25 protein-coding genes and 3 riboswitches are annotated in these 22424 nt (G+C 40.0%); of the genes, 6 read left to right on the top strand and 19 right to left on the bottom strand.

Features of this window, described 5'->3' with window-relative positions:
* Nucleotides 1–269: 269 nt before the first annotated feature.
* Complete coding sequence (locus N8N51_RS08975) at nucleotides 270–614, top strand: lipopolysaccharide assembly protein LapA domain-containing protein (protein WP_000913393.1); 345 nt, start codon at nucleotides 270–272, stop codon at nucleotides 612–614.
* 165 nt (nucleotides 615–779) lie between these two features.
* Here N8N51_RS08975 and N8N51_RS08980 read toward each other — a convergent pair whose 3' ends face one another.
* From N8N51_RS08980 to N8N51_RS09000, 5 genes are all read right to left on the bottom strand, one after another.
* Nucleotides 780–1127 (bottom strand): VOC family protein, encoded by a 348-nt coding sequence (locus N8N51_RS08980; RefSeq protein WP_261104047.1) that lies wholly within the window; start codon nucleotides 1125–1127, stop codon nucleotides 780–782.
* A 58-nt stretch (nucleotides 1128–1185) separates the two neighbouring features.
* Complete coding sequence (spxB, locus tag N8N51_RS08985; protein WP_000191811.1) at nucleotides 1186–2961, bottom strand: pyruvate oxidase; 1776 nt, start codon at nucleotides 2959–2961, stop codon at nucleotides 1186–1188.
* Between the two features lie 213 nt (nucleotides 2962–3174).
* Nucleotides 3175–5418, bottom strand: coding sequence for a heavy metal translocating P-type ATPase (locus tag N8N51_RS08990; protein ID WP_261104048.1), 2244 nt, complete (start codon nucleotides 5416–5418; stop codon nucleotides 3175–3177).
* A 9-nt stretch (nucleotides 5419–5427) separates the two neighbouring features.
* Nucleotides 5428–5799, bottom strand: a complete 372-nt coding sequence (locus N8N51_RS08995) for a cupredoxin domain-containing protein (protein WP_000935077.1) — start codon at nucleotides 5797–5799, stop codon at nucleotides 5428–5430.
* 10 nt (nucleotides 5800–5809) lie between these two features.
* Nucleotides 5810–6205: a CopY/TcrY family copper transport repressor gene (locus N8N51_RS09000; RefSeq protein ID WP_060806248.1), complete on the bottom strand. Its 396-nt coding sequence runs from the start codon at nucleotides 6203–6205 to the stop codon at nucleotides 5810–5812.
* A gap of 183 nt (nucleotides 6206–6388) precedes the next feature.
* Nucleotides 6389–6486: riboswitch (TPP riboswitch) on the top strand.
* An 83-nt stretch (nucleotides 6487–6569) separates the two neighbouring features.
* On the opposite strand from N8N51_RS09000, the gene thiD reads away from it, so the two are divergent.
* Entirely contained in the window at nucleotides 6570–7361 is a 792-nt protein-coding gene (gene thiD / locus N8N51_RS09005; protein WP_261104049.1) for a bifunctional hydroxymethylpyrimidine kinase/phosphomethylpyrimidine kinase, read from the top strand.
* 159 nt (nucleotides 7362–7520) lie between these two features.
* Here the strand turns inward: thiD and thiE are convergent, their stop codons facing one another.
* The 9 genes from thiE to lctO all read right to left on the bottom strand — a co-directional run bounded on the left by thiE (nucleotide 7521) and on the right by lctO (nucleotide 15536).
* Nucleotides 7521–8153 carry a thiamine phosphate synthase gene (thiE, locus tag N8N51_RS09010; protein ID WP_261048115.1) on the bottom strand — a complete coding sequence of 211 codons (633 nt, stop codon included), beginning with the start codon at nucleotides 8151–8153 and terminating at the stop codon, nucleotides 7521–7523.
* On the bottom strand, nucleotides 8146–8949 hold the full coding sequence (gene thiM / locus N8N51_RS09015) for a hydroxyethylthiazole kinase (protein WP_261014294.1): 804 nt from the start codon (nucleotides 8947–8949) through the stop codon (nucleotides 8146–8148). Before thiM ends, thiE begins: the two co-directional genes overlap by 8 nt.
* Nucleotides 8949–9473 (bottom strand): energy coupling factor transporter S component ThiW, encoded by a 525-nt coding sequence (gene thiW, locus N8N51_RS09020; RefSeq protein ID WP_033687208.1) that lies wholly within the window; start codon nucleotides 9471–9473, stop codon nucleotides 8949–8951. Before thiW ends, thiM begins: the two co-directional genes overlap by 1 nt.
* 4 nt (nucleotides 9474–9477) lie before the next feature.
* Entirely contained in the window at nucleotides 9478–10170 is a 693-nt protein-coding gene (gene tenA / locus N8N51_RS09025) for a thiaminase II (protein WP_261104051.1), read from the bottom strand.
* A 10-nt stretch (nucleotides 10171–10180) separates the two neighbouring features.
* Complete coding sequence (locus tag N8N51_RS09030) at nucleotides 10181–10831, bottom strand: energy-coupling factor transporter transmembrane component T (protein ID WP_050216919.1); 651 nt, start codon at nucleotides 10829–10831, stop codon at nucleotides 10181–10183.
* Nucleotide 10832: 1 nt separating this feature from the next.
* Nucleotides 10833–12218, bottom strand: coding sequence for an ATP-binding cassette domain-containing protein (locus N8N51_RS09035; protein ID WP_261104052.1), 1386 nt, complete (start codon nucleotides 12216–12218; stop codon nucleotides 10833–10835).
* Complete coding sequence (locus N8N51_RS09040; protein WP_024057751.1) at nucleotides 12219–12779, bottom strand: ECF transporter S component; 561 nt, start codon at nucleotides 12777–12779, stop codon at nucleotides 12219–12221. It lies immediately after the preceding gene.
* Nucleotides 12780–12937: 158 nt separating this feature from the next.
* A riboswitch (TPP riboswitch) is annotated at nucleotides 12938–13026 on the bottom strand.
* Between the two features lie 123 nt (nucleotides 13027–13149).
* The gene (locus N8N51_RS09045) at nucleotides 13150–13818 is read right to left on the bottom strand and encodes a TenA family protein (RefSeq protein ID WP_261104053.1); all 669 of its coding nucleotides are present in this window, start codon (nucleotides 13816–13818) and stop codon (nucleotides 13150–13152) included.
* Nucleotides 13819–14033: 215 nt separating this feature from the next.
* Nucleotides 14034–14122, bottom strand: a riboswitch (TPP riboswitch).
* Between the two features lie 277 nt (nucleotides 14123–14399).
* Nucleotides 14400–15536: an L-lactate oxidase gene (gene lctO, locus N8N51_RS09050; RefSeq protein WP_153199555.1), complete on the bottom strand. Its 1137-nt coding sequence runs from the start codon at nucleotides 15534–15536 to the stop codon at nucleotides 14400–14402.
* Nucleotides 15537–15751: 215 nt separating this feature from the next.
* Between lctO and N8N51_RS09055 the strand changes: the two genes are divergently transcribed.
* Genes N8N51_RS09055 through N8N51_RS09070 form a run of 4 tightly spaced genes read left to right on the top strand, consistent with a single transcriptional unit; the run spans nucleotide 15752 to nucleotide 18706 of the window.
* Nucleotides 15752–16432: an amino acid ABC transporter permease gene (locus tag N8N51_RS09055; protein WP_261104054.1), complete on the top strand. Its 681-nt coding sequence runs from the start codon at nucleotides 15752–15754 to the stop codon at nucleotides 16430–16432.
* Nucleotides 16392–17069: an amino acid ABC transporter permease gene (locus N8N51_RS09060; protein ID WP_033684005.1), complete on the top strand. Its 678-nt coding sequence runs from the start codon at nucleotides 16392–16394 to the stop codon at nucleotides 17067–17069. The genes N8N51_RS09055 and N8N51_RS09060 overlap by 41 nt, the downstream gene beginning before the upstream one ends.
* Complete coding sequence (locus N8N51_RS09065; RefSeq protein ID WP_049522086.1) at nucleotides 17070–17828, top strand: amino acid ABC transporter ATP-binding protein; 759 nt, start codon at nucleotides 17070–17072, stop codon at nucleotides 17826–17828. It abuts the gene before it with no gap.
* A gap of 11 nt (nucleotides 17829–17839) precedes the next feature.
* On the top strand, nucleotides 17840–18706 hold the full coding sequence (locus tag N8N51_RS09070; protein ID WP_261015924.1) for a cysteine ABC transporter substrate-binding protein: 867 nt from the start codon (nucleotides 17840–17842) through the stop codon (nucleotides 18704–18706).
* Between the two features lie 86 nt (nucleotides 18707–18792).
* On the opposite strand, the gene N8N51_RS09075 is transcribed toward N8N51_RS09070, so the two are convergent.
* From N8N51_RS09075 to N8N51_RS09095, 5 genes are all read right to left on the bottom strand, one after another.
* Nucleotides 18793–19440: an ATP-binding cassette domain-containing protein gene (locus N8N51_RS09075; protein WP_001002573.1), complete on the bottom strand. Its 648-nt coding sequence runs from the start codon at nucleotides 19438–19440 to the stop codon at nucleotides 18793–18795.
* Nucleotides 19437–20135 carry a hypothetical protein gene (locus tag N8N51_RS09080; RefSeq protein ID WP_185776732.1) on the bottom strand — a complete coding sequence of 233 codons (699 nt, stop codon included), beginning with the start codon at nucleotides 20133–20135 and terminating at the stop codon, nucleotides 19437–19439. Before N8N51_RS09080 ends, N8N51_RS09075 begins: the two co-directional genes overlap by 4 nt.
* A 9-nt stretch (nucleotides 20136–20144) precedes the next feature.
* Nucleotides 20145–20897, bottom strand: coding sequence for a hypothetical protein (locus tag N8N51_RS09085; protein ID WP_084886869.1), 753 nt, complete (start codon nucleotides 20895–20897; stop codon nucleotides 20145–20147).
* Nucleotides 20897–21661 (bottom strand): hypothetical protein, encoded by a 765-nt coding sequence (locus N8N51_RS09090; protein ID WP_084886871.1) that lies wholly within the window; start codon nucleotides 21659–21661, stop codon nucleotides 20897–20899. Before N8N51_RS09090 ends, N8N51_RS09085 begins: the two co-directional genes overlap by 1 nt.
* A gap of 95 nt (nucleotides 21662–21756) precedes the next feature.
* Nucleotides 21757–22161: a hypothetical protein gene (locus N8N51_RS09095; protein ID WP_084886873.1), complete on the bottom strand. Its 405-nt coding sequence runs from the start codon at nucleotides 22159–22161 to the stop codon at nucleotides 21757–21759.
* Nucleotides 22162–22424 lie beyond the last annotated feature (263 nt).

A 22424-nucleotide genomic window follows, 5' to 3' on the forward strand; every position in this document is an offset into this window, starting at 1 on the left:
TCAAGTCTTTAAAACTTTTGTTATAAAGATATAAACTATCACAATCTTGTTATAAGAAAGAGGGAACAGAAAAAAGACCGAATTGCTCCGTTCTGTTTACTCAATCAAATATTAGAAAATGAATACTCCTTTTCAATGAATCGATTGATTGATGGTAAATAAGCCGTTAGAAATTATTGACAGTATCGAAATTTTCTAGTAAAATGAATTTTGTTAATACCTAAATGGTGTGTAGTTTTCTATCAACATAGTCAGGAGAAAAGGAACTTATGCTAAAAAAATTTAATGAATTGTCACTGAAAGATAAGGCTTATCTAATTGGCGGTTTGAGCTTATTAGTCATTGTGATCTCATTTGGTCTACTCAATCGTCAAACAGTAACTGTCAGTCTTGTCTTTACACAACTATCTGCTCCCTTGATTTTGGTGATTTTTACTTGTCTAGTAATCGGGATCATTGCTGGTAGTGCTATTGGTATTAGCTATCACCATAACAAGACTCAAGATCTGAGAAGCCGCATTGCTGAAGCAGAAGCGACTATCAATATAAAAGACAGGGAGCTTGTCCAGTACGAGGAACAGGTGCAACAATTAAAACAGGAAGCCAAACAATAAGTGTAGAAATCATAACCACCCGTGAAAACGGGTGGTTTTTTGTCTCGCACCTAACGGAGCGAGACGGACTGAAAGTCGCATAAATACAAAAAAGATCGAATTGCTCCGATCTTTTTAAGTTTCACTCCAAGAATGTTTAGATAAAAAATTTGATAATAGAATTACCTACTTCATACGATAAAAATCAAGCACTAGACCAGCAGGACCTTTAACTAATAAGGACTCTGTTCCCCAATCGGTTACAGTTGGACCGTTTAAAACCTGGATACCAAGCTCGTTCAATCGTTTGTAGTTCTGGTCTACATCCTCAACCTCGATATGAATAATGATTCCTGACTGAAAATCTTCCAAAGGAATCAAATGATTTTGGGACAACATCAGACAGTGACTGCCAATCGTAAACTGAGCAAAACTGTCATCAACATAATCGGACTTTTTATCCAAAATACGCTCCAAGTCATCACAGACTTGGGGAACATCTGAAACGATAATATCTAATTGATTTAAATTCATTCACTATCCTCCATAAAAAGACCGGATTGCTCCGATCTTTTTAAGTTCCACGAAGAAATTATTTAATTGCGCGTGATTGCAAACCTTCTTCTTCCAAGAAGAGACGGAATGGTACGAGTTCTTCTGCTTCGTATTTTTCCTTGAAAGCTTTGATTGCTTCTTCTGAGTGAAGTTTTGGATCCAATTCAAGTACTTCTACTGGAAGTGGACGGTGTTCAGTGATGCGAGCATCGATAACAACAGTTTTACCTTCTTTGCTCAATTTAACAGCTTCTGCAACAACTGCATCGATGTCTTCGATACGGTCAACTGTAAATCCAACAGCTCCTTGAGCTTCAGCGATTTTCGCATAGTCAGCATTAGGGAAGTCACAACCAAACAAGTGTTTGTTTGTGTCTTCGTATTTGTCCTTGATGAAGGCATATTTACCATTTGAGAAGACAACGTTGATAACTGGAAGGTCGTATTGAACGTTTGTGATAACGTCTGGGTAGCACATGTTGAATGCACCGTCACCCATGATGTTCCATACTTGGCGATCTGGATTGTCTTTCTTAGCAGCGATACCACCAGGAAGGGCAATACCCATTGTCGCAAAGAGTGGAGATGTACGCCACATGTTCTTAGGTGTCATGTGAAGGTGACGAGTAGATGTTTGAGTAGTGTCACCTACGTCGATTGAATAGATAGCGTCTTGATCAGCATGTTTGTTGATTGCATTGTAAACTTGATACAATTGCAATTCACCCTCAGTTTTACCTTCGAGTTTGTTCATGTAATCACGCCAGTTTTGGTTGTTCTTAACGTTTGCACGCCACCATGGAGTAGATTCAACTGGATTCACTTTGTCAAGGATTGCTTTCGCTGCTTGACCTGCATCACCAAGGATTGAAGCGTCTAGGGCATGACGTTTACCAAGTTTGTAAGGGTCAATATCCACTTGGATGAATTTTTCAGTATTCTTGAATGCTTCGTAAACTTCAGCAAATGGGAAGTTTGAACCAAGGAAAAGAACTGTGTCTGCTTCAAAGACCACTTCGTTGGCTGGTTTCCAACCAACACGGTAAGCAGAACCTGTCAAACCTTCATAGTTCCATTCGAAAGCTTCAAAGTTTTTACCAGTTGTGATGATTGGTGCTTTGATTTTACGTGACAATTCAGTAATCACTTCACCAGCTTTAACACCACCGTAACCAGCATAGATAACTGGACGTTCAGCATTGTTCAAGATTTCAACAGCTTTGTCGATTTCAACTTCGTTCAAAGCAGGAGCGATGAATGAACGTTCGTATGAACCTGAACCGTAGTATGAATTTTCGTCGATTTCTTGGAAACCGAAGTTTACTGGGATTTCAACAACAGCTGGACCTTTTTTAGAAACTGCAGCACGGCAAGCTTCGTCGATTACTTTTGGCAATTGCTCAGCGTAAGCTACACGTTTGTTGTATACAGCGATACCGTTGTACATTGGGTTTTGGTTCAATTCTTGGAAAGCATCCATGTTGAGTTCGTTAACTGGACGTGATCCAAGGATTGCTAGGAATGGAGTGTTATCCATAGCTGCATCGTAAACACCGTTAATCAAGTGAGTCGCACCTGGACCACCTGAACCAACTGCAACCCCGATTGAGCCGCCGAATTTAGCTTGCATAACCGCTGCAAGAGCACCTGTTTCTTCGTGACGAACTTGCAAGAAGCGGATATCTTTGTCTTCAGCCAAAGCATCCATCAATGAGCTGAGTGTTCCTGATGGGATACCGTAGATTGTGTCTACGCCCCATGTTTTCAATACATTAAGCATTGCTGCAGATGCAGTAATTTTCCCTTGAGTCATAATGATAACTCTCCTTCAAATATTTTTAAATCTACTAAAAAAGGTTTCATATAGTTTTTGAAAACGTTTCAGTAAATTTTTACACTACTAATTTATCACATTTATTTTGACTTTACTAAGAATCTGCTCAGAAGTTTTTATTCTCTATTACAGTACAGTTTAAAAACGTTTTTAGTTTCTGTTTTATAATAAAAAAAGCGAGCAAGCCCGCTTTTAATCTATTTTACTAAAGTTTAGTAAGAGTGAACTAGTCAGAACAGATACAGAACTAAAGGCCATGGCTAGACCTGCCAGTTCTGGATTGAGGGCCAGTCCAACACCTGAAAAGACTCCTGCTGCAATCGGAATTCCGGCGACATTGTAGATAAAGGCCCAGAAAAGATTGAGCAGAATTCGATTAAAGGTTTTCTTACTCATGTCAAAGGCACGAACCACTCCTAAGAGGTTATTAGTTGTCAACACCAAATCTGCTGACTCGATGGCAATATCTGTTCCAGCTCCCATAGCAATCCCCACATCTGCTACACTAAGGGCAGGAGCGTCATTGATACCGTCCCCAACAAAGGCTACTTTGCCAGCCGCTTGTAGTTTATGGATTTCATGAGCTTTTTCTTCTGGCAAGACACCTGCAATGACCTCTTCGATTCCGATTTGATCTGCAATAGCACGCGCCACACCTGCATTGTCTCCTGTCAGCATGACTGTTTTAAGACCTCGTTTTTTCAACTGACTGATGGCAAGCTTAGCATTTTCCTTAGGAATATCTTGCAGGGCAAGCAAGCCTTTGATTTCATTCTCAACAGCCAAGAACACAACTGTCTTAGCTTCTTTTTCTAGTTCTTCTAGTTTTTCTTGATAAATGCTAGAAATATCCATGCCATCCAGCATTTTAGCATTTCCAAGCAAAACTTGTTTTCCATTGATTTGCCCTGAGACACCTTTTCCGTGCAAGGCTTGGAAATTTTCAACAGTGTGAAACTCAAGTCCAGCTTCACTCGCTCGTTTCACAACAGCTTCAGCCAGTGGGTGTTGAGAAGCTTCTTCCAAGGAAGCTGCCAATCCAAGCACTTCTACTTCGTCTCCAATGATATCTGTGACCACAGGTTTCCCTTCAGTCAAAGTCCCGGTCTTATCAAAGACGATAGTTTGAACTTTCTGGATTTCCTGTAGAACCGTTCCATTTTTGAGGAGAACTCCCATCTTGGCACTGCGACCTGTCCCCACCATAAGGGCTGTCGGTGTTGCAAGTCCCAATGCACAAGGGCAGGCGATAATCAAAACCGCCACTCCGTAGAGAAGAGAGGACACAAAGCTAGCTCCAAGCACGACCACACTATCCCTGAGCAAGACGAACCAAACCCAAAAGGTCACAATCCCTAAAATGACAACTGCTGGGACAAAAATTCCTGAAATCTTATCCGTCAAGTCCTGAATCGGCGCACGACTGGTTTGAGCTTTCTTCACAAAATCCACAATCTGAGCCAAAACAGTCTCTGAACCAACTTTTTCTGCTCTAAAAACAAGTGTTCCACTATTATTGATGGTTGAACCAATGACGGTATCTCCAACTGTCTTGTCCACAGGCAGACTCTCACCTGTCACCATAGACTCATCAATACTAGAGATACCTTCTACTACGACACCATCAACCGCAATCTTTTCACCGGGACGCACTCGAATCAGGTCACCTACCTTGACTTGCTCCAAAGGGACTTGAACATAGTTATCCTCACGCAAGACTTCTGCAGTTTTAGCCTGCAAGTCAAGTAATTTCTCCACAGCTTGGGAAGTATTTTTCCGCATTTTCTCCTCAAAAACGGCTCCCATAAGAACGAAGAAGAAGATAAATGCAGCACTTTCAAAGTAAACGGGGAGACCAGCGAAGAGGGCAACTAAGCTATAGAAATAGGCCACTAGGGTTCCCAGAGCAACCAAGGTATCCATGTTGGCATTGTGCTTTTTAAAACTAGCCCAAGCACTTTGGATATAAGGACCACCTGCTACTAGCATAATCGGTGTTGTGGCTAAAAAGGTGCCCCAACGCATGACTTGGTGACTAATTCCTCCTGTCGACATCCCAATCATGAGGATCACAAGAGGCACAGTAAAGATACTAGTAATCCAAAAACGCTGTAAAAGTGATAGAGATTTTCGAGTCTTCTCAACGACTGTATAGCTTCCCTTTTGCATCTTCATGCCACAAGAAAATTCATGTTGGCCTAATTCTTGAGGTGTAAAACGAATGACTTTCTCCTCGTCTACGCCGATTGGTTCCAAGATGCCTTCTTCTTCAAACAGAATTTCCTTATAACAGTTTGAAGGTGTCACACGGTGAAAGGTGATCTCAGCAGGAACTCCTTTTTGCAGTTGAATGTGGGCTGGATGGTAGCCTTTGTCTGCCGTGATACGGATTTTTTGAACACCATTTTCAAGACTTGCTTTTACAATTTCAGTCATATCATTCTCCTATTCTACAATCATCTTGCCGTGCATCATATTCATGCCACAAGAGAAACCATACTCTCCAGCCTGCTCAGGCGTGATTTCCACTACATACTCTTCACCCATTGGCAGGTCCGCATGTACACCAAAATCTGGAAAAACAATTTGGTCCAGACAGGGTGAAGGATCCTTACGGTCAAAGACAATGCGGGCTGGCACTGATTTCTTGAGGATAATCAACTCAGGCGTATAGCCCCCCATGACTTCCACTCGAATCTCTTGGTAGCCGTTTTTTTGCTGGGCCTTTTGTCCAGATTTTTCAGGCTTTTTGAAAAACCAAAACAAGATAAAGGCGATAAGGGCAATACAAACAATGGTTACAATACTATTTAACATGACGTCTCCTTTACATACAATTACATTTTACTTTTGTTACAGCGCTTGATTTCTTCTCAGAAACCACAGCTTCCAAGTCTTCCAAGTCAGCCTGAGTAAAATCACATTCGGCAATCAAGTCAGCCAACAAGTTCTTAATCCTACGAGAACAAACCTTGTCCTTGATATCTTGGACAAGTAAATCCTGACTTTGGTCCAAAGTTAAAAGGGCTGAATAGACAAAGAACTTGCCTTCCTTTTTCCGAGTCAAACACTCTTTCTCAACCAAACGAGCCAAAAGAGTTTGAATGGTTGACTTGGACCAGTCGAACCGCTCCGCCAGAACCCTGATCAAATCCGTACTAGTCTGTTCCCCTTGCATCCAAATAATCTTCATGACCTGCCATTCTGCATCTGAAATCTGCATAATCACACCTCCAAAATCTACATTTGTCAATTACAATTATCAGTATACCCTTAAAATCTACATTTGTCAACTATAAAATTAATTTTTTCTTTGAAAAATAGAATTTTAACCCTATGATAAAGGATTTTCAATCAAATCTTACTATATAAACTATAAAAATATGCTATACTAAAGAAAAAAGAAAACAACCACTAGGGGTGCGTAAAGCTGAGATTAACGACTGTTAGACCCTTTGACTCAATCTAGGTAATGCTAGCTGATGGAAGTGGAAATGATAATGGGGACTAGCAGTCTTCTATTACCTTCCTAAAACAGACTTGCTTGTTCTTGAGAATACAAACTTCAGTTGGTTGGGAGGTTTTAGATGACTTATTTACCTGTTGCTTTGACCATTGCAGGGACCGACCCTAGTGGTGGTGCTGGCATTATGGCTGATTTAAAGTCGTTCCAAGCTAGAGATGTCTATGGAATGGCCGTTGTGACCAGCCTTGTCGCTCAAAATACCAGAGGCGTTCAATTAATCGAGCACGTTTCTCCTCAAATGTTGAAAGCCCAATTGGACAGTGTCTTTTCGGATATTCCACCTCAGGCTGTAAAAACTGGCATGTTGGCAACTACTGAAATTATGGAAATCATCCAGCCCTATCTTAAAAAGCTGGATTGTCCCTATGTCCTTGACCCTGTTATGGTCGCTACTAGTGGAGACACCCTGATTGATGCGAGTGCCAGAAGCTACCTAAAAACAAACCTGCTTCCACTTGCAACCATCATCACTCCGAATCTTCCTGAGGCAGAAGAAATTGTTGGTTTTTCAATCCATGATCCTGAAGACATGCAGCGTGCTGGTCGCCTGATTTTAAAAGAATTTGGTCCTCAGTCTGTTGTTATTAAAGGTGGGCATCTCGAAGGCGGTGCCAAGGATTTCCTCTTTACCAAGGAGGACCAATTTGTCTGGGAAAGTCCACGAATTCAAACCTGTCATACACATGGTACTGGATGTACCTTTGCTGCAGTGATTACTGCTGAACTAGCCAAGGGGAAAACCCTCTATCAAGCAGTCGATAAAGCCAAGGCCTTTATCACGAAAGCCATCCAAGACGCCCCTCAACTCGGTCATGGTTCTGGCCCAGTTAACCATACAAGCTTTAAAGATTAAAAAAACTCTCTAGTTCCTACTTTAAGGGAATTAGAGAGTTTTTATACTCTTCGAAAATCTCTTCAAACGACGTCAGCTTTATCTGCAACCTCAAAGCTGTGCTTTGAGCAACCTGCGACTAGCTTCCTAGTTTGCTCTTTGATTTTCATTGAGTATTAATTAGAAAATAATGTCATCCAACTTTGTCAAAAAGGCTTGCGTTTTTGTCTCTATATCTTCTGCCTGCATCAAATCACGCACTACAGCTACACCAGCTATGCCAGTGCCCATAAGTTGGTCAATGTTCTCCGAAGTTAAACCTCCGATAGCAACTACTGGAATGGCGACCCTTTGGCAAATTGTTTTCAAGGTTGAAATCAGGGTGATAGGCGCATTTTCCTTGGTCGTGGTCGGAAAAATGGCTCCTGTCCCCAAGTAATCTGCTCCCCCTTCTTCTGCCTCAAGGGCTCTTTTTACAGTTTTAGCTGTAACACCGAGGATTTTTTCAGGGCCCAAGACTTGTCGGGCAACCGAAACTGGTAGTTCATCGTCTCCGATATGCAGACCAGCAGCATCAACTGCGAGACAGACATCCAAGCGATCATCGATTATCAAGGGTACCTGATAGGAATCTGTTATTTCCTTGACTTGTTTTGCCAGTTGATAATATTGATTGGTTGTAAGATTTTTTTCTCGCAATTGGACTATAGTAACCCCTGAACGGCAAGCCGTCTCAACCTTTTCAAGAAAGCTTTCCAAGGAATCTTGGTAGCGATTGGTTACTAGATACAGTCTAAGCGCCTCTCTATTCATAAACATCTCCTTTGATGGCATCTAGCCAATTTTCATCTCTTTTGAGGAGCGAAAGCTGATTGAGTACTTGGTATCGAAAATCTTCCAATCCCATTCCTTGAACAACTATTCTCTCAGCGGAGATATTGAGATAAGAAACCGCTAGGAAAGAAGCTTCAAAGGCAGTCTTTCCTTGGCTGAGAAAAACAGCTGTTAAAGCTCCAACCAAGTCTCCTGTCCCTGTTATCCAGTCTAATTCAGCACAGCCATTTCCCAGTACAGCGACCTGATTCTTCGAAACGATGAGGTCCTTAGGACCAGTAACTAAGAATAACATACCAGGATAGGTCTGACACCAGTCTTTCAAGACTTGAAGTAAATCCTCAGTTTCTTGGTCTTTAGCACTCGCATCTACCCCAACGCCGTGGTGCTTTAAGCCAACAAGACTTCGAATTTCCGACATGTTTCCTTTAAGGACCGTAGGGCTGTAGTCTAAAAGGTCTTTAATTAAGCTCTTACGAATGGATGAAGCCGTTACGCCAACCGCATCTACTACCATTGGGAGAGAAACTTGAGCTGCATAAGAAGCTGCCATACGGATTGCTTTTTCCTTCTCAGCAGACAAATGCCCCAAATTGATGAAGAGGGCCTGGCTTTGCTTAGTAAAATCAAGAACCTCACGGGAATCATCTGCCATAACTGGTTTACATCCCAGAGCCAAAATCCCATTTGCCAGCATCTCACAAGAAATCTCATTGGTGATGCAGTGAATTAGGGAACTAGAGCCTAGAGGAAAGGGATTTGTAAATGCCTGCATCAGTCTATCCTTTCACTGAAAAAATATCCTTGCACTTTTTTAAAGAATTCCTGCTTGATTAAAAATCGAAAGGCAATAAAGGAAATCACTGTACCAATCAAGGTTGCTCCGAAAAATCGAGGAGTGTAGATAAACCAGCTAAGCTTAGCAGCCGATCCTGTAAAAAGTACCATAACAGGATAAGAAACAATAGAACCAATAATACCTGTTCCCAAAATTTCTCCTAGAGCAGAATAGTGAAATTTCCGACCGTACTTATAAAAGAGACCTGCAAGAAGGGCTCCAAAAGTCGCTCCTGTAAGTGCTAAAGGCGGAATCCCTTGAGTCGTCATACGGATAAAGGCTGTGACTGTAGCCATGACCAAGGCATAAACAGGTCCCATCATGATTCCTGCCAGAATATTAACTACACTGGACATCGGTGCCATACCCTCAATCCGAAAGATAGGCGTAAGGACTACGTCAAGGGCAATCATCATGGATAAAATGGTTAATTTGTGAACTTGTAATCGGTGATTTCTCATGTTACTATTCTTCTCCTGTTTCTAAAGACTGTAAATCGCTCTTCCATGTCTGATGTTGGTAGGCCATTTCCCAAAACTTGGCTTCCATATGAACACTGATGTGGAAGGCATCTAGCATTTTTTTCTTGTCTGTCTCGTCACTTTCTCGATAAAGTTGATTGACCAGAGCCTCTTCCTCTCTGATTTGCTGTTCCAACTCATCCGTAATATACGTTTCAATCCATTGTTGGTAGAGAAGATTTGGTGATGGTTTAAGATTAAGTGATTTGCCTATATCATGGTATAACCAAGGACAAGGAAGCAAACTTGCAAAGGCAATGCCCAAGTTCGGCTCTGCAAATTGACGATAAATGTGAGAGATATAATGATAGCAGGTTGGAGCGATTGGATGTTGCTCCATTTCCTGGTCGCTGATTTCCAATTCCTTGAAAAATTGTTGGCGGATAAATAGCTCACCCTCCACTAGACTCTGAGCATTTTGTTTCAAGAGTCTTTTCATCTCTTGGTTTGAAGTCTTATCAGCCAAGAGGTGATAGGCTTCTGAGAAGGCCTTCAAATAGTAGGCATCCTGAATCAAGTAATAGCGAAAGATGGACGGATCTAATTCTCCCTCTTGTAACTGTAATACAAAGGGGTGATGAAAGGAAGCCTGCCAAGCTTCCTTGGATAATTCCATCGCAATATCTGTAAATTCCATAATAACTCCTTTATAAAAATAGACTGGTTTGAAGTAATAAAAAGAACAGCAGGTAGATGAATATTGTCCTTTGAGGAATATAAAAAGTCCGATAGCGATTCTCCACCTGTGCATGTTCGTCATATCCATGCGCCGACAGGGCTCTCAGGTAAAGATGGCGCCACCTAAAGACTGTCATCAGAACCTTGCTGTAAATCAAGGGAGACCAAAAATGCAGTTCTTGACCGCGTAATAAGCAAGCTTCCTTGAGGGACTTGATTTCTTGCTGGATAAGGGGGAAGGAATTGAATACCACAATCAAGGCATAGGCCCAAGAGCGTGATAACCCCTTTTGAGCCAAGTACAAGAGAAGCTCTTTTAGGGAAATAGAGGAAACAAAGACAAGTCCGATACAAACGGTCACAAAGGCCCTCGTTCCAAGCATGACTGCCTGCGAAGCATCTCCATGTAACTGAACTGCCCAGTAGTTGGCAAAGGATGGCAAAATGGCGAGCAGAATCATCCAAGCCAATACTTTAAATCGACGGTAATAGAGCATAAAGAGAATACAAAATGCGACTACCGAAAGATTCAGAGCAATCGAAGGAATGAAAGATGTTTCCAGCGATAAAATCAGCAAGAAGAGACTGATAATCGGTGTCTGGGTTGCTACTTTGACCATACTACTTCACCTCCCCTTGGGTATTGCTACTCTGAGATGTGAGTGGTTTGGTAATTGTCACTGCTTTCACATGACTGAGACCCTGACTAGTCATCTCAATCCAATAATCAACCACAGAGATCAAGGGATCTAAACGATGGCTAATGATCAGAAAACTTCTTCCCTGATTTCTGTCCTCCACAATCCACTTGCAAAAATAATGGCAAGCTCTATCATCCAAACCTGCAAAAGGTTCATCTAGTAAAATCACAGAAGCCTTGCTGGTCAAGATGGTCAAGAGCTGAAGAATCTTTTGCTGACCACCACTTAGTTGATAGGGACTCTTATCAAGAGCCTGCTCCAGATCAAAATATCGTAAAGCTTGGAGAATCCGCTGATTTCTTTCAGAATCAGGTCCATCTAATTGAAGTTCCTCTCGCAGACTGACTCGGATAAACTGTTTCTCAGCTTCCTGAACAACACCCGTCAGGTCACGATACAAACTCTTTTTCTTTTTCAGGACTGTCCCCCTCCAAGTAATTCGTCCTTTATACTTTTGAAATTGAAGAATAGACCGAAAGAGGGTTGATTTCCCGACACCATTATCACCCAAGATACAGGAAATTCCTTGGTAAAATGTGAAATCCGCAATCGAAAAGAGGGAGCGCTTATTCAGCTCACAAATCGTTCTATCCATATGGAATAGTTCTGGGCTAGAAGCAACTTCCTTTGAAACAGCCTGTGTCATCTCAGAGGAAGGGATTTGAAATACTTCCCTTAGTTGTCCGTCTCTTAGCTCCACCATATGGTCTATATAGGCTTCATAGTCCGTTAAATCATGGTCGCACAAAATAACTGTCTTCCCATCAGAGATCAACTCTTTTAGAATCTCCAATATCTCGATCCTACTCTTACGATCAATGGAAGCAAAGGGCTCATCCAAGAGATAGACCCTAGGATTCATAGCAAAGAGAACAGCCAAAGCAGCCTTTTGCTTTTCCCCACCTGATAAGTGATGAATTGGACGGTGCAAAATCGCCTTGCAGCGACATTGCTGGACAACCTCTGCTATTTTAGAATCAATTTCCTGAACGGGATGCCCAATATTTTCCAAGGTAAAAATCAGCTCCTCAAACAAGTTCTCCATGGTAAATTGATGATTGGGATTTTGAAAGAGAATACCAACCGTCTGGACACGTTCGATGATAGAAAGCTGACCGACCTCGCTCCCATTTATCAGGACTTGACCGCTATAGGGAAGAGAACTGACTTGGGCGATTATTTGAAAGAGGCTGGATTTTCCTGAACCACTGCTCCCAACTAACAAGGTAAAGGCTTGCGCATGAAAAGTAAAATCAAGTGGCTCCGAGAAGATTGGAGACTGAATCGCTCGTAGTTCCAGCCCCATCTATGCCTTGCCCCCAGCTGCAAACTGATGATAAAGTTTGACAATGGCACGAACCAAGATGGTACAGAAGAAAAAGACGGAAATAAAACGTACCACTAGTAAGGAAAGAACAAAAGGAAGGGAGAAGGCATAGTAACCTAACTTAATGTATTCATAGACAAAGCTAACAAGCGTAATCCCAATACTATTAGCAGTTAGAGAGAGCCAACTTTCATAGCGATTCTTGGTTACGATAAAACCAAATTCACTTCCCAAACCTTGAACCAAGCCAGACAAAAGGGCACCTAGACCGAATTGGCTGCCATAAAGGACTTCAGCAAGCGCAGCTAGCACTTCTCCAATCGTTGCACTTCCGACTCTTGGAACAAAGATTGCAGCAATAGGCGCAGCCATACACCAGAGACCAAAGAGGATTTCATTGGCAAAGGCCTGCAAGCCAAGAGGGGCTAAAATCAGAGTGAGGATATCAAACAGATAGCCAGATCCTACAAAAACGCCACCAAAAAAGATAGACAAGAAAGCAAGTAAAATAACATCTTTTAACTGCCATTTTTTCAACATAAAAAAACTCCTTTTTTAAAGAAAAGTGGGGCATTCAAGGTGAGCTACCGAAAGACTTAATATCCAGCCTATTCTCTTTTGATAAACAAAAAAACTCCAATTACAAACGAGAATTAGAGTTTAGCTTACAAGATTAGACAGTTCTTTTCGACATACGAAAAAACCTTTTCACATTTCCCTTCGCCAGTCTTAACTGTATCAGGTTCAATGGGTATTATCTCAGCCTAAAGCACCCCAAATGTCTTTATTATTTAATTACTGCACCAGTATAGCAAAAAATGAAAGCCCTAGCAAGATATTTGACTGGAAAATATATTTATATAGTTTGTTTGTTAATTCTTTTAATCTACATAAAAGGATTGAATTTATCCTATAATTCATAACCAATATCAAAAAAGGCTAATTCTAAAGCGACCGCTTGATTCCAGCGTTGCTGAAGTTCTGTCAAATCTTCTAGATTTTTCCCGATACGATTAAGTTCATCAACTAGAAATTGAACCCACTCTGCAAAGAAAGGGCCTCTATGTAGATTGATCCATTCCGAATGAATATAAGCTTCAGGTAGAGCCAAATCTTTAGAACCCCAGTCTAAATAGAGACCTTCTGCAATGACCAGCATGACTAAAAGATGGGCATAGTCTGATGATGATACAGCAGAATACATAAGCTCCTGAAAGGCTTTTGTTACAGGATGCAAGGTCACTTCCAGATAGTCATTCTCAGATACTTTTAACTCTTTGAAAGCCTTTTGGAAATAACCGTCTTCATCTGCTTCAAGAAAGCCTAGTTGCTTGGCAAAACGAAGCTTAGATTCAAGCTGGTCTGCGTGGGCTACGCAAACACCCAGCATGGATAAGAAGGCATCAAAGAAGTGATAATCTTGAATCAGGTATTCTTTTAAGACCTTATTCTCAATTGTCCCCGCAAAAAGTTCCTTAACAAAACGATGATTGATTGCAGCCTGCCAATCCTTCTTACTGCTTTTTAATAATTCTCCAACAGTCAAACCTGACTGAAAAGCATAAACTTGTGTTTCCATATTTACTTTTCCTCTCTTTACTCGTTCGTAATCAACAAAACATCAAGAAAATCCTAGTTTTACTTGACCTTTTTAAAGAAAATCAAGGGCGTTCAAGAAGAGCTGCCTAAATGCTTGGCCTCAAAGCTGTCAGTCATTAATGAACAAAAAAACTCCAATTACATATAGGAACTGGAGTTTAGCTTACAAGATTAGATCGTTCATTTCGCCATACGAAAAAACGTTTCACATTTCCCTTCGCCAGTCTTAACTGTATCAGGTTCAATGGGTATCATCTCAGCCTAAAGCACCCCAAATGTCTTTATTATTTAATTACTGCACCAGTATAGCAAAAAATGAAAGCCCTAGCAAGATATTTGATTAGAAAATATATTTATATTGTTTTTGATGCGATTTTCCTTTATTAAAACGTTTAATACTCAATGAAAATCAAAGTGCAAACTAGGAATCTAGCCGCAGACTGTTCAAAGCACTGCTTTGAGGTTTCAGTCACATATATAATCCAAGGGGTTTGAAGAGATTTTCGAAGAGTATAAAATACAAGCAAAAACCTCCACATCAAGTGGAGGCAAGCTGTTTTATCAATACAATTTTAAGTCGCGTGGGTCAACTGGGAAGGTTGGGTTGTATGGGTTATGACGAAGTTTAAAGTGTTTAACATCTTCAATAGTCTGAGTTCCAGACAATTGCATGACTGTCTTCAATTCTGCATTCAAGTGTTCAAAGACTTGACGTACACCGACACTACCGCCGAGGGCCAAGCCATAGATAACAGGGCGACCAATAGCTACCAAGTCTGCTCCTGATGCCAAGGCTTTAAAGACATGTTGACCACGACGAATACCTGAGTCAAAGACAATTGGCACACGTTTATCAACTGCTTCTGCTACTTCTTGAAGTGAGTCAAAGGCGGCTGGTCCACCGTCGATTTGACGGCCACCGTGGTTGGTTACCCAGATACCAGAAGCTCCTGCAGCAAGCGAACGTTCAACGTCCTCACGGCATTGTGGTCCCTTGACATAAACAGGAAGTCCAGAGTATTCAGCGATAAATTCTACGTCACGTGGAGACAAGCGTTGTTTAGCTGATTTGTAAACAAAGTCCATTGATTTACCAGCACCTTCTGGCAGGTATTCTTCAACAATCGGCATGCCAACTGGGAAGACAAAACCATTACGCTTATCTACTTCACGATTGCCCCCTACAGTAGCATCTGCTGTCAAGACAATCGCTTTGTAGCCTTCAGCCTTCACACGGTCCATAATATGACGGTTAATTCCATCATCTTTACTAAAGTAAAATTGGAACCAATGAGGTGTCCCTTTAAGGGCTTCCGTAATTTCTGGAAGATCGACAGTAGAGTAAGAGCTAGTTGTGTAAAGAGAACCAAACTCATGCACACCACGCGCAGTCGCCACTTCACCCTGTTCATTTGCCAATTTATGAGCTGCAACAGGTGCCATAATGATTGGTGAAGACAATTTTTCGCCTGCAAATTCAATCTCTGTACTTGGATTTTCTACATTGCAGAGTGTATGAGGAACGATGAGTTTATGGTTAAAGGCACGAATATTCTCACGCAAAGTGAAAGTATCTTCCGCCCCACTAGCGATATAGCCAAATGCTGCTTTAGGGATAACTTGTTGCGCCATAGGCTCCAAATCATAGGTATTGATGAAATCTACATGACCTTCTGCATTGCTTGTTTTGTATGACATAAAATGCCCTCCTTAATAAGTAAGCGTTTACTTTATATATTACAAAAATATCTTAACTCTTTTTTCAAATCTTTTCAAATATTTTGTTTGGAAATTTCAGAAATTTTATGTCTATGATAAAAAATCCTTATCACGGCAATAAAAAATAGATATTATCCAAAGGAACTTTTAAGTGCTACAATAACTGTATTATTTCTAGATGGGAGGTTCTATTTTTGGATTGGTCCATTGTTGAACAATATCTACCACTATATCAAAAGGCATTTCTTCTGACCTTGCATATTGCAGTTTGGGGGATTCTGGGATCCTTTCTGCTCGGTTTAATCGTTAGTATCATCCGGCATTACCGCATCCCTATTTTGGCGCAAGTAGCGACAGCTTACATCGAGTTGTCACGCAACACGCCCCTTTTGATTCAACTCTTCTTTCTCTACTTCGGGCTTCCCCGAATAGGGATTGTCCTATCTTCGGAAGTCTGTGCTACTCTAGGACTGGTCTTTTTAGGAGGCTCCTATATGGCAGAATCTTTCCGAAGTGGGCTGGAAGCTGTCAGTCAAACCCAGCAGGAGATTGGATTAGCAATCGGTCTGACACCTGTACAGGTCTTTCGCTATGTGGTTCTTCCGCAAGCAACAGCGGTGGCCCTACCGTCTTTTAGTGCCAATGTCATTTTCCTCATTAAGGAAACTTCTGTTTTCTCAGCAGTGGCTTTGGCCGACCTCATGTACGTCGCCAAAGACTTGATTGGGCTCTATTATGAGACAGACATTGCGCTAGCTATGTTGGTAATTGCTTACCTGATTATGCTACTGCCCATCTCGCTGGTCTTTAGCTGGATAGAAAGGAGGCTCCGCCATGCAGGATTCGGGAATCCAAGTACTCTTTCAGGGAAATAATCTCCTGCGGATTTTACAAGGATTAGGCGTTACGATTGGGATTTCTATCCTGTCTGTCCTTCTATCTATGATTTTCGGAACAGTCATGGGAATCATCATGACCTCCCACTCTAGAATCGTACGATTTTTGACACGATTGTATCTAGAATTTATCCGTATCATGCCCCAGCTGGTGCTACTTTTCATCGTTTATTTCGGACTGGCTCGAAACTTTAATATCAATATCTCAGGAGAGACTTCTGCTATTATCGTTTTTACCCTCTGGGGAACAGCTGAAATGGGGGACTTGGTCCGTGGAGCCATCACTTCCCTCCCTAAGCATCAGTTTGAAAGCGGACAGGCGCTAGGTTTGACCAATGTTCAACTTTACTACCACATCATCATCCCACAGGTTTTGAGAAGACTGCTACCGCAGGCCATTAACCTTGTCACTCGGATGATCAAAACCACTTCTTTGGTCGTTTTGATTGGGGTTGTTGAAGTGACCAAGGTTGGACAACAAATCATCGATAGCAATCGCTTGACTATCCCAACCGCTTCCTTTTGGATTTATGGAACCATTCTGGTCTTGTATTTCGCAGTCTGCTTTCCTATTTCCAAACTATCCACTCACTTAGAAAAACATTGGAGGAACTAAATGTCTGAAACTATCTTAGAAATCAAGGAACTAAAAAAATCCTTCGGAGACAATCCCATCCTCCAAGGACTTTCTCTAGAAATCAAAAAAGGGGAAGTTGTGGTTATTCTGGGCCCATCTGGTTGTGGGAAAAGTACTCTCCTTCGTTGCCTCAATGGCTTAGAAAGGATTCAAGGTGGAGATATTCTTCTGGACGGTCAGTCTATCGTTGAAAATAAAAAAGATTTTCACCTAGTTCGCCAAAAGATTGGCATGGTTTTTCAAAGCTATGAACTTTTTCCCCATCTGGATGTCCTTCAAAACCTCATCCTAGGTCCTATCAAGGCTCAGGGAAGAGACAAGAAGGAAGTAACGGAAGAAGCTTTGCAACTACTGGAACGTGTCGGTTTGCTGGATAAACAACATAGCTTTGCTCGCCAATTATCTGGTGGACAGAAGCAACGGGTTGCAATTGTCCGTGCCCTGCTCATGCATCCAGAAATTATCCTCTTTGACGAAGTGACGGCTTCGCTGGATCCAGAAATGGTACGTGAGGTTCTGGAACTTATCAATGACTTAGCCCAAGAAGGGCGCACCATGATTTTAGTAACCCACGAAATGCAGTTTGCTCAAGCTATTGCCGATCGGATTATCTTCCTTGACCAAGGAAAAATCGCTGAAGAAGGAACGGCTCAAGCCTTCTTTACCAATCCACAAACCAAACGAGCTCAGGAATTTTTAAATGTCTTTGACTTTAGCCAATTTGGCTCATATCTATAAAGGAGATTCTTATGAAACTATTCAAACCACTCTTAACTGTTTTGGCACTTGCCTTTGCCCTTATCTTTGTCACAGCTTGTAGCTCAGGTGGAAATGCTGGTTCATCATCTGGAAAAACGACTGCCAAGGCACGCACCCTTGATGAAATCAAAAAAAGCGGTGAACTACGAATAGCCGTATTTGGAGACAAGAAACCATTTGGTTACGTTGATAATGACGGTTCCTACAAAGGTTACGATATTGAACTTGGGAACCAACTGGCTCAAGACCTTGGTGTCAAGGTTAAATACGTTTCAGTCGATGCTGCCAACCGTGCGGAATACTTGATTTCAAACAAGGTGGATATTACCCTTGCCAACTTTACAGTGACTGACGAACGTAAGAAACAAGTTGATTTTGCCCTTCCATATATGAAAGTCTCTCTGGGTGTCGTATCACCTAAGACTGGTCTCATTACAGACGTCAAACAACTTGAAGGTAAAACCTTGATTGTTACAAAAGGAACGACCGCTGAAACTTATTTTGAGAAAAATCACCCAGAAGTAAAACTCCAAAAATACGACCAATATAGTGACTCTTACCAAGCCCTTCTTGACGGACGTGGAGATGCCTTCTCTACTGACAATACGGAAGTCCTAGCTTGGGCACTTGAAAACAAAGGATTTGAAGTAGGAATTACTTCTCTTGGAAATCCAGATACCATTGCAGCAGCAGTTCAAAAAGGCAACCAAGAATTGCTAGACTTCATCAATAAAGATATTGAAAAATTAGGTAAGGAAAACTTCTTCCACAAGGCCTATGAAAAAACACTTCACCCAACCTACGGTGACGCTGCTAAAGCAGATGACCTGGTTGTTGAGGGCGAAAAAGTTGACTAGTTATTAACTCTTAAAAGGGACTGGATTTTAAACTCCAATCCCTTTTTAAGATTTTACCTATAACATCCTGAGTCTATCTAAGATGTTCAATCTGAACACAGTGTACATACTTTATCTTCTATTGCATATACTTTATCACATAAGATACGAATATCCTCTTCACTATGACTAGCAATCAAAATTGTTGTCCCTTTTTCACTAGAGAGCTTTCTAAACAATGTTCTCATATTTTCTACACTTGATTTGTCCAAGGCATTCATAGGTTCATCTAGTAAAAGAATAGAGGGATTCTCCATAATTGCTTGAGCAATCCCTAGCTTTTTCCTCATACCTAGCGAATAAGTTTTAACTTTCTGGTCTTTTTGCTCATATAGACCAACTATTTTCAGTGTATCATTGATTTCCTGATTACCAACTACTCCTCGTATGCTTGCCAAATATTGTAAATTCTTAAAGCCACTATAATAATTTATAAAACCAGGTTCTTCAATCAAAGCTCCCAAATTAGCTGGAATTTTTCTCTCAGGAACAATATTTTCCCCATTGATTAACACTTCCCCATAAGACGGACTATATAAACCAGCTATTAATTTAAACAATACACTTTTCCCTGAGCCATTCGCACCAGTAATTCCTATAATTTCCCCCTGTTTACAACTAAAATTAAGGTTTTGAAAAACACATGTTTTTTTTAATTCCAACTGAATATTTTTTAATGTAATTATTTCATTCATTCTATAAACCTCCTCTTTTGACGAGTGAAATAGAAAATGCTTTTAAAAAGAAAGACTAAAAATAGCAACTGAAGAAATAGATCTCGTCCTATATCTCCATTTCCTCTATTCAGAATATAAAATAGATAATTGGTTCGATTCCCCACAAATAAACTGCCAAACACAATCATGAGTAAAAAGAAGCTAACACAAGAAAAGTTCATTTGCTCATTCGCTCCTAGTATGTATAACGTAAAGCAAAGCAAGGATAGCACACAAACATTCAAAAAATCAACTATAAACAAAACTCCTATATCCCAGTTTGGTAACTGTAACATAAATTGAATCACTAGAACTTTTACCATGATTAAAACGAGTCCATAAAGAAAACAGGTCCAAATCTGATACCTAATCCAGAGCTTAATAGAAGAAAATCGAATCACTTCCATAAAGAAATCGGATGCTCTTCTACGATATACAACTGCTAGAAAAAATGCATGAATAATAAACCAATGAAGCAACCATATAGATAAGACTAAAAAAGAGTTTTGACTCAGATTAGGCCCTTTTAAAATTTCTATAACAAGTCTATCATTTCCTTCTAACCAATACCATAATCCTAAACAAATCAATATCCAAAAAAGAACATAACCCCAAAAGTACTTGGTATAGATTATCTGATTCAACCTCCACATGTGACTACTTAACTTTCCCATTTCCAACTTTTACACTCTCCTCCAGTTTCTATGAACAGAAAATACAGTCAATGGAATTATGATAGATAGTAATGTAAGCCAATAAATCAATGCATACGGATTGGAATTTACCATATACTGAAAAATTGGCAATAATCCAATTAGCCCATTGTTCAACTGATAAATCCAGAATAAGGATTCTACAAATAAAAAAGTAAACAGAAATACTAAGCTCATGCTTGATTTTTTAAACCAAGAAAAACTGCTAATAGTAAGTAAGGATAAAAAGAAATAGTATGCTATATAAGAGAAAAAAAATCCTATAAAGAAACTAGCATTGTTTGCAATACTTATACCATAAAATTCTCTTAAAAAATCAACCTCCTTTATCTCCAAAGAGAAGCTAAAACCATTACTAAATGCAATTAGAAAAATCAATAAAAATAAAGTCGCCGTCCAAATCCCCGTACTAAGAGCTGCTAATTTGAAACTAAAACTGGTAAAGTGCTTAATTGATTTCAGACGAATGCGGCACTCCAACCTATTAAAATAGTTATTCATCAAATGAAAAAAGAATAATATATATGTAAACGGAAAGCAATATACTCCAGTCGTAATATCTTGAAGTAAGACTAAGAGCCATTCTAATACATTTGGATGGATTGAATATTGGCGACATCGCAGTAAATATACTGTACTAGATAAAATACAGGATAGCAGTAATATAAAATAAACCAATACTGCTAAAAAATCTTTTTTGTAAAATTGAACAAATTGTTTCATTATACGTAGTCCTCTGAATGTAGAAAAAATGTACCATAAACAACCAAACAACTAACAAATAAAATAAAAGCAAGATGCCCACTAACTAAGGAAAGACTGATATCTTTCTGATATCCCAAAGCTAATGTTGTCACAGGTTCTAAGTAAGATAGCTCTAAAATACCCCAAAAAATACCCCCAACCATCATATAGGCAACTGGGATGAAAATAGCTCCTAATTTTTTCTTCACTAGCAAAGCACTAGCTAGTCCAAAAATAGAGAACACAGCGCCCCAAACTCCATACCAGAGAGTCGTTACAAGACTATAGAGAAACTGATTAGAATCAAATAATTCTTTTAAGGCACCACTATAGTCTCCAATATAAATTTCCTGATAAGGAGTCACTAAAAGATTAATTCCTAATAATAATAAATAGGGGAGAAAAAAGACTAGAAAAGAAGAAATAATTACAGTACTACCCACAATAGCCAGATACTTCTTTTTAGAAATTCGACACAATTGTGCTGTTAGAAAATGACTCTCAGCATCCTCTATTATCTGACTAGAATAGGGCAGTGTACAGATAAGTGCAGCTACTAGGCTAATCGGTGAAAATCCTCTAATAGAAGAAGCGGCAAAAAAAATCGATAAACCTTCAATTTTATAAATACCATTGAAAGCAAGGAAATTTCCTAAACTCATGCAAAGAAGGGTCAAAAATAAAGACATATAAAACCGAGGTGATTTAACGACTCGTACAAGATTACAAATAAAAAATTCCATCCCAACTCCTCCTTATAATAAGAATAGGGTGTAGCATTCTTTTTTCATGCTACACCCACAATCAACCATCTTTAAGGCTTACTCTGACAAGTAAGTTAATAAGAATCTGGACTCCAAGAACCTGAAGTATGAATTCTTACATGATTTCCAAACTGTGGCGCCATAGCTAATCTAGTATCAGAACCAATATAATTATCACCACCTCCATTATAGTACATGACAATCCTAGAGCCAGAACTCAATTGATACATTGGAGTGATATCTGCCCCACTATAGGCGCTACGAATAGAGGTATTTAACGTTTTACCGCCACCAGTGCTGTCATTATTATTAATTCCAGCAGAGGCGTTTTCTTTCTCAAGCTCACTAGTTGTATCCGCACCAAAACGCGGCAACGTTAAATCATAATCTCCAATCTGTCTAGCTAAGACTGTAGGGAGAAACAAACTAAATGCAATTGTAACTACGCAAAAAAGGGAATATATTTTTCTTCTTTTCATGACATCGTCCTCCTAAGAAGTGATAAACAAGATAGTTGATTGATCAATTTGATACATATTATATTTTCATTATATCAATAAAAGAAAGCGCTGTCAATTATTTTGTTTAAAATATTATCATATTTTAAACAAAATGGTTAAAAGAGTCCGGGACAAAAAGATTTTAATTTTAGAAATTCTTTATTATAAATTTTAAAAATCGATAAATTATACAAAAAAAAACGAACGAAACAGAATTCTGGTTGTTAGATAACTCGTTTTGT

This window comes from Streptococcus mitis (genome assembly GCF_946188685.1).
Taxonomy (GTDB): Bacteria; Bacillota; Bacilli; order Lactobacillales; family Streptococcaceae; genus Streptococcus; species Streptococcus mitis_CC.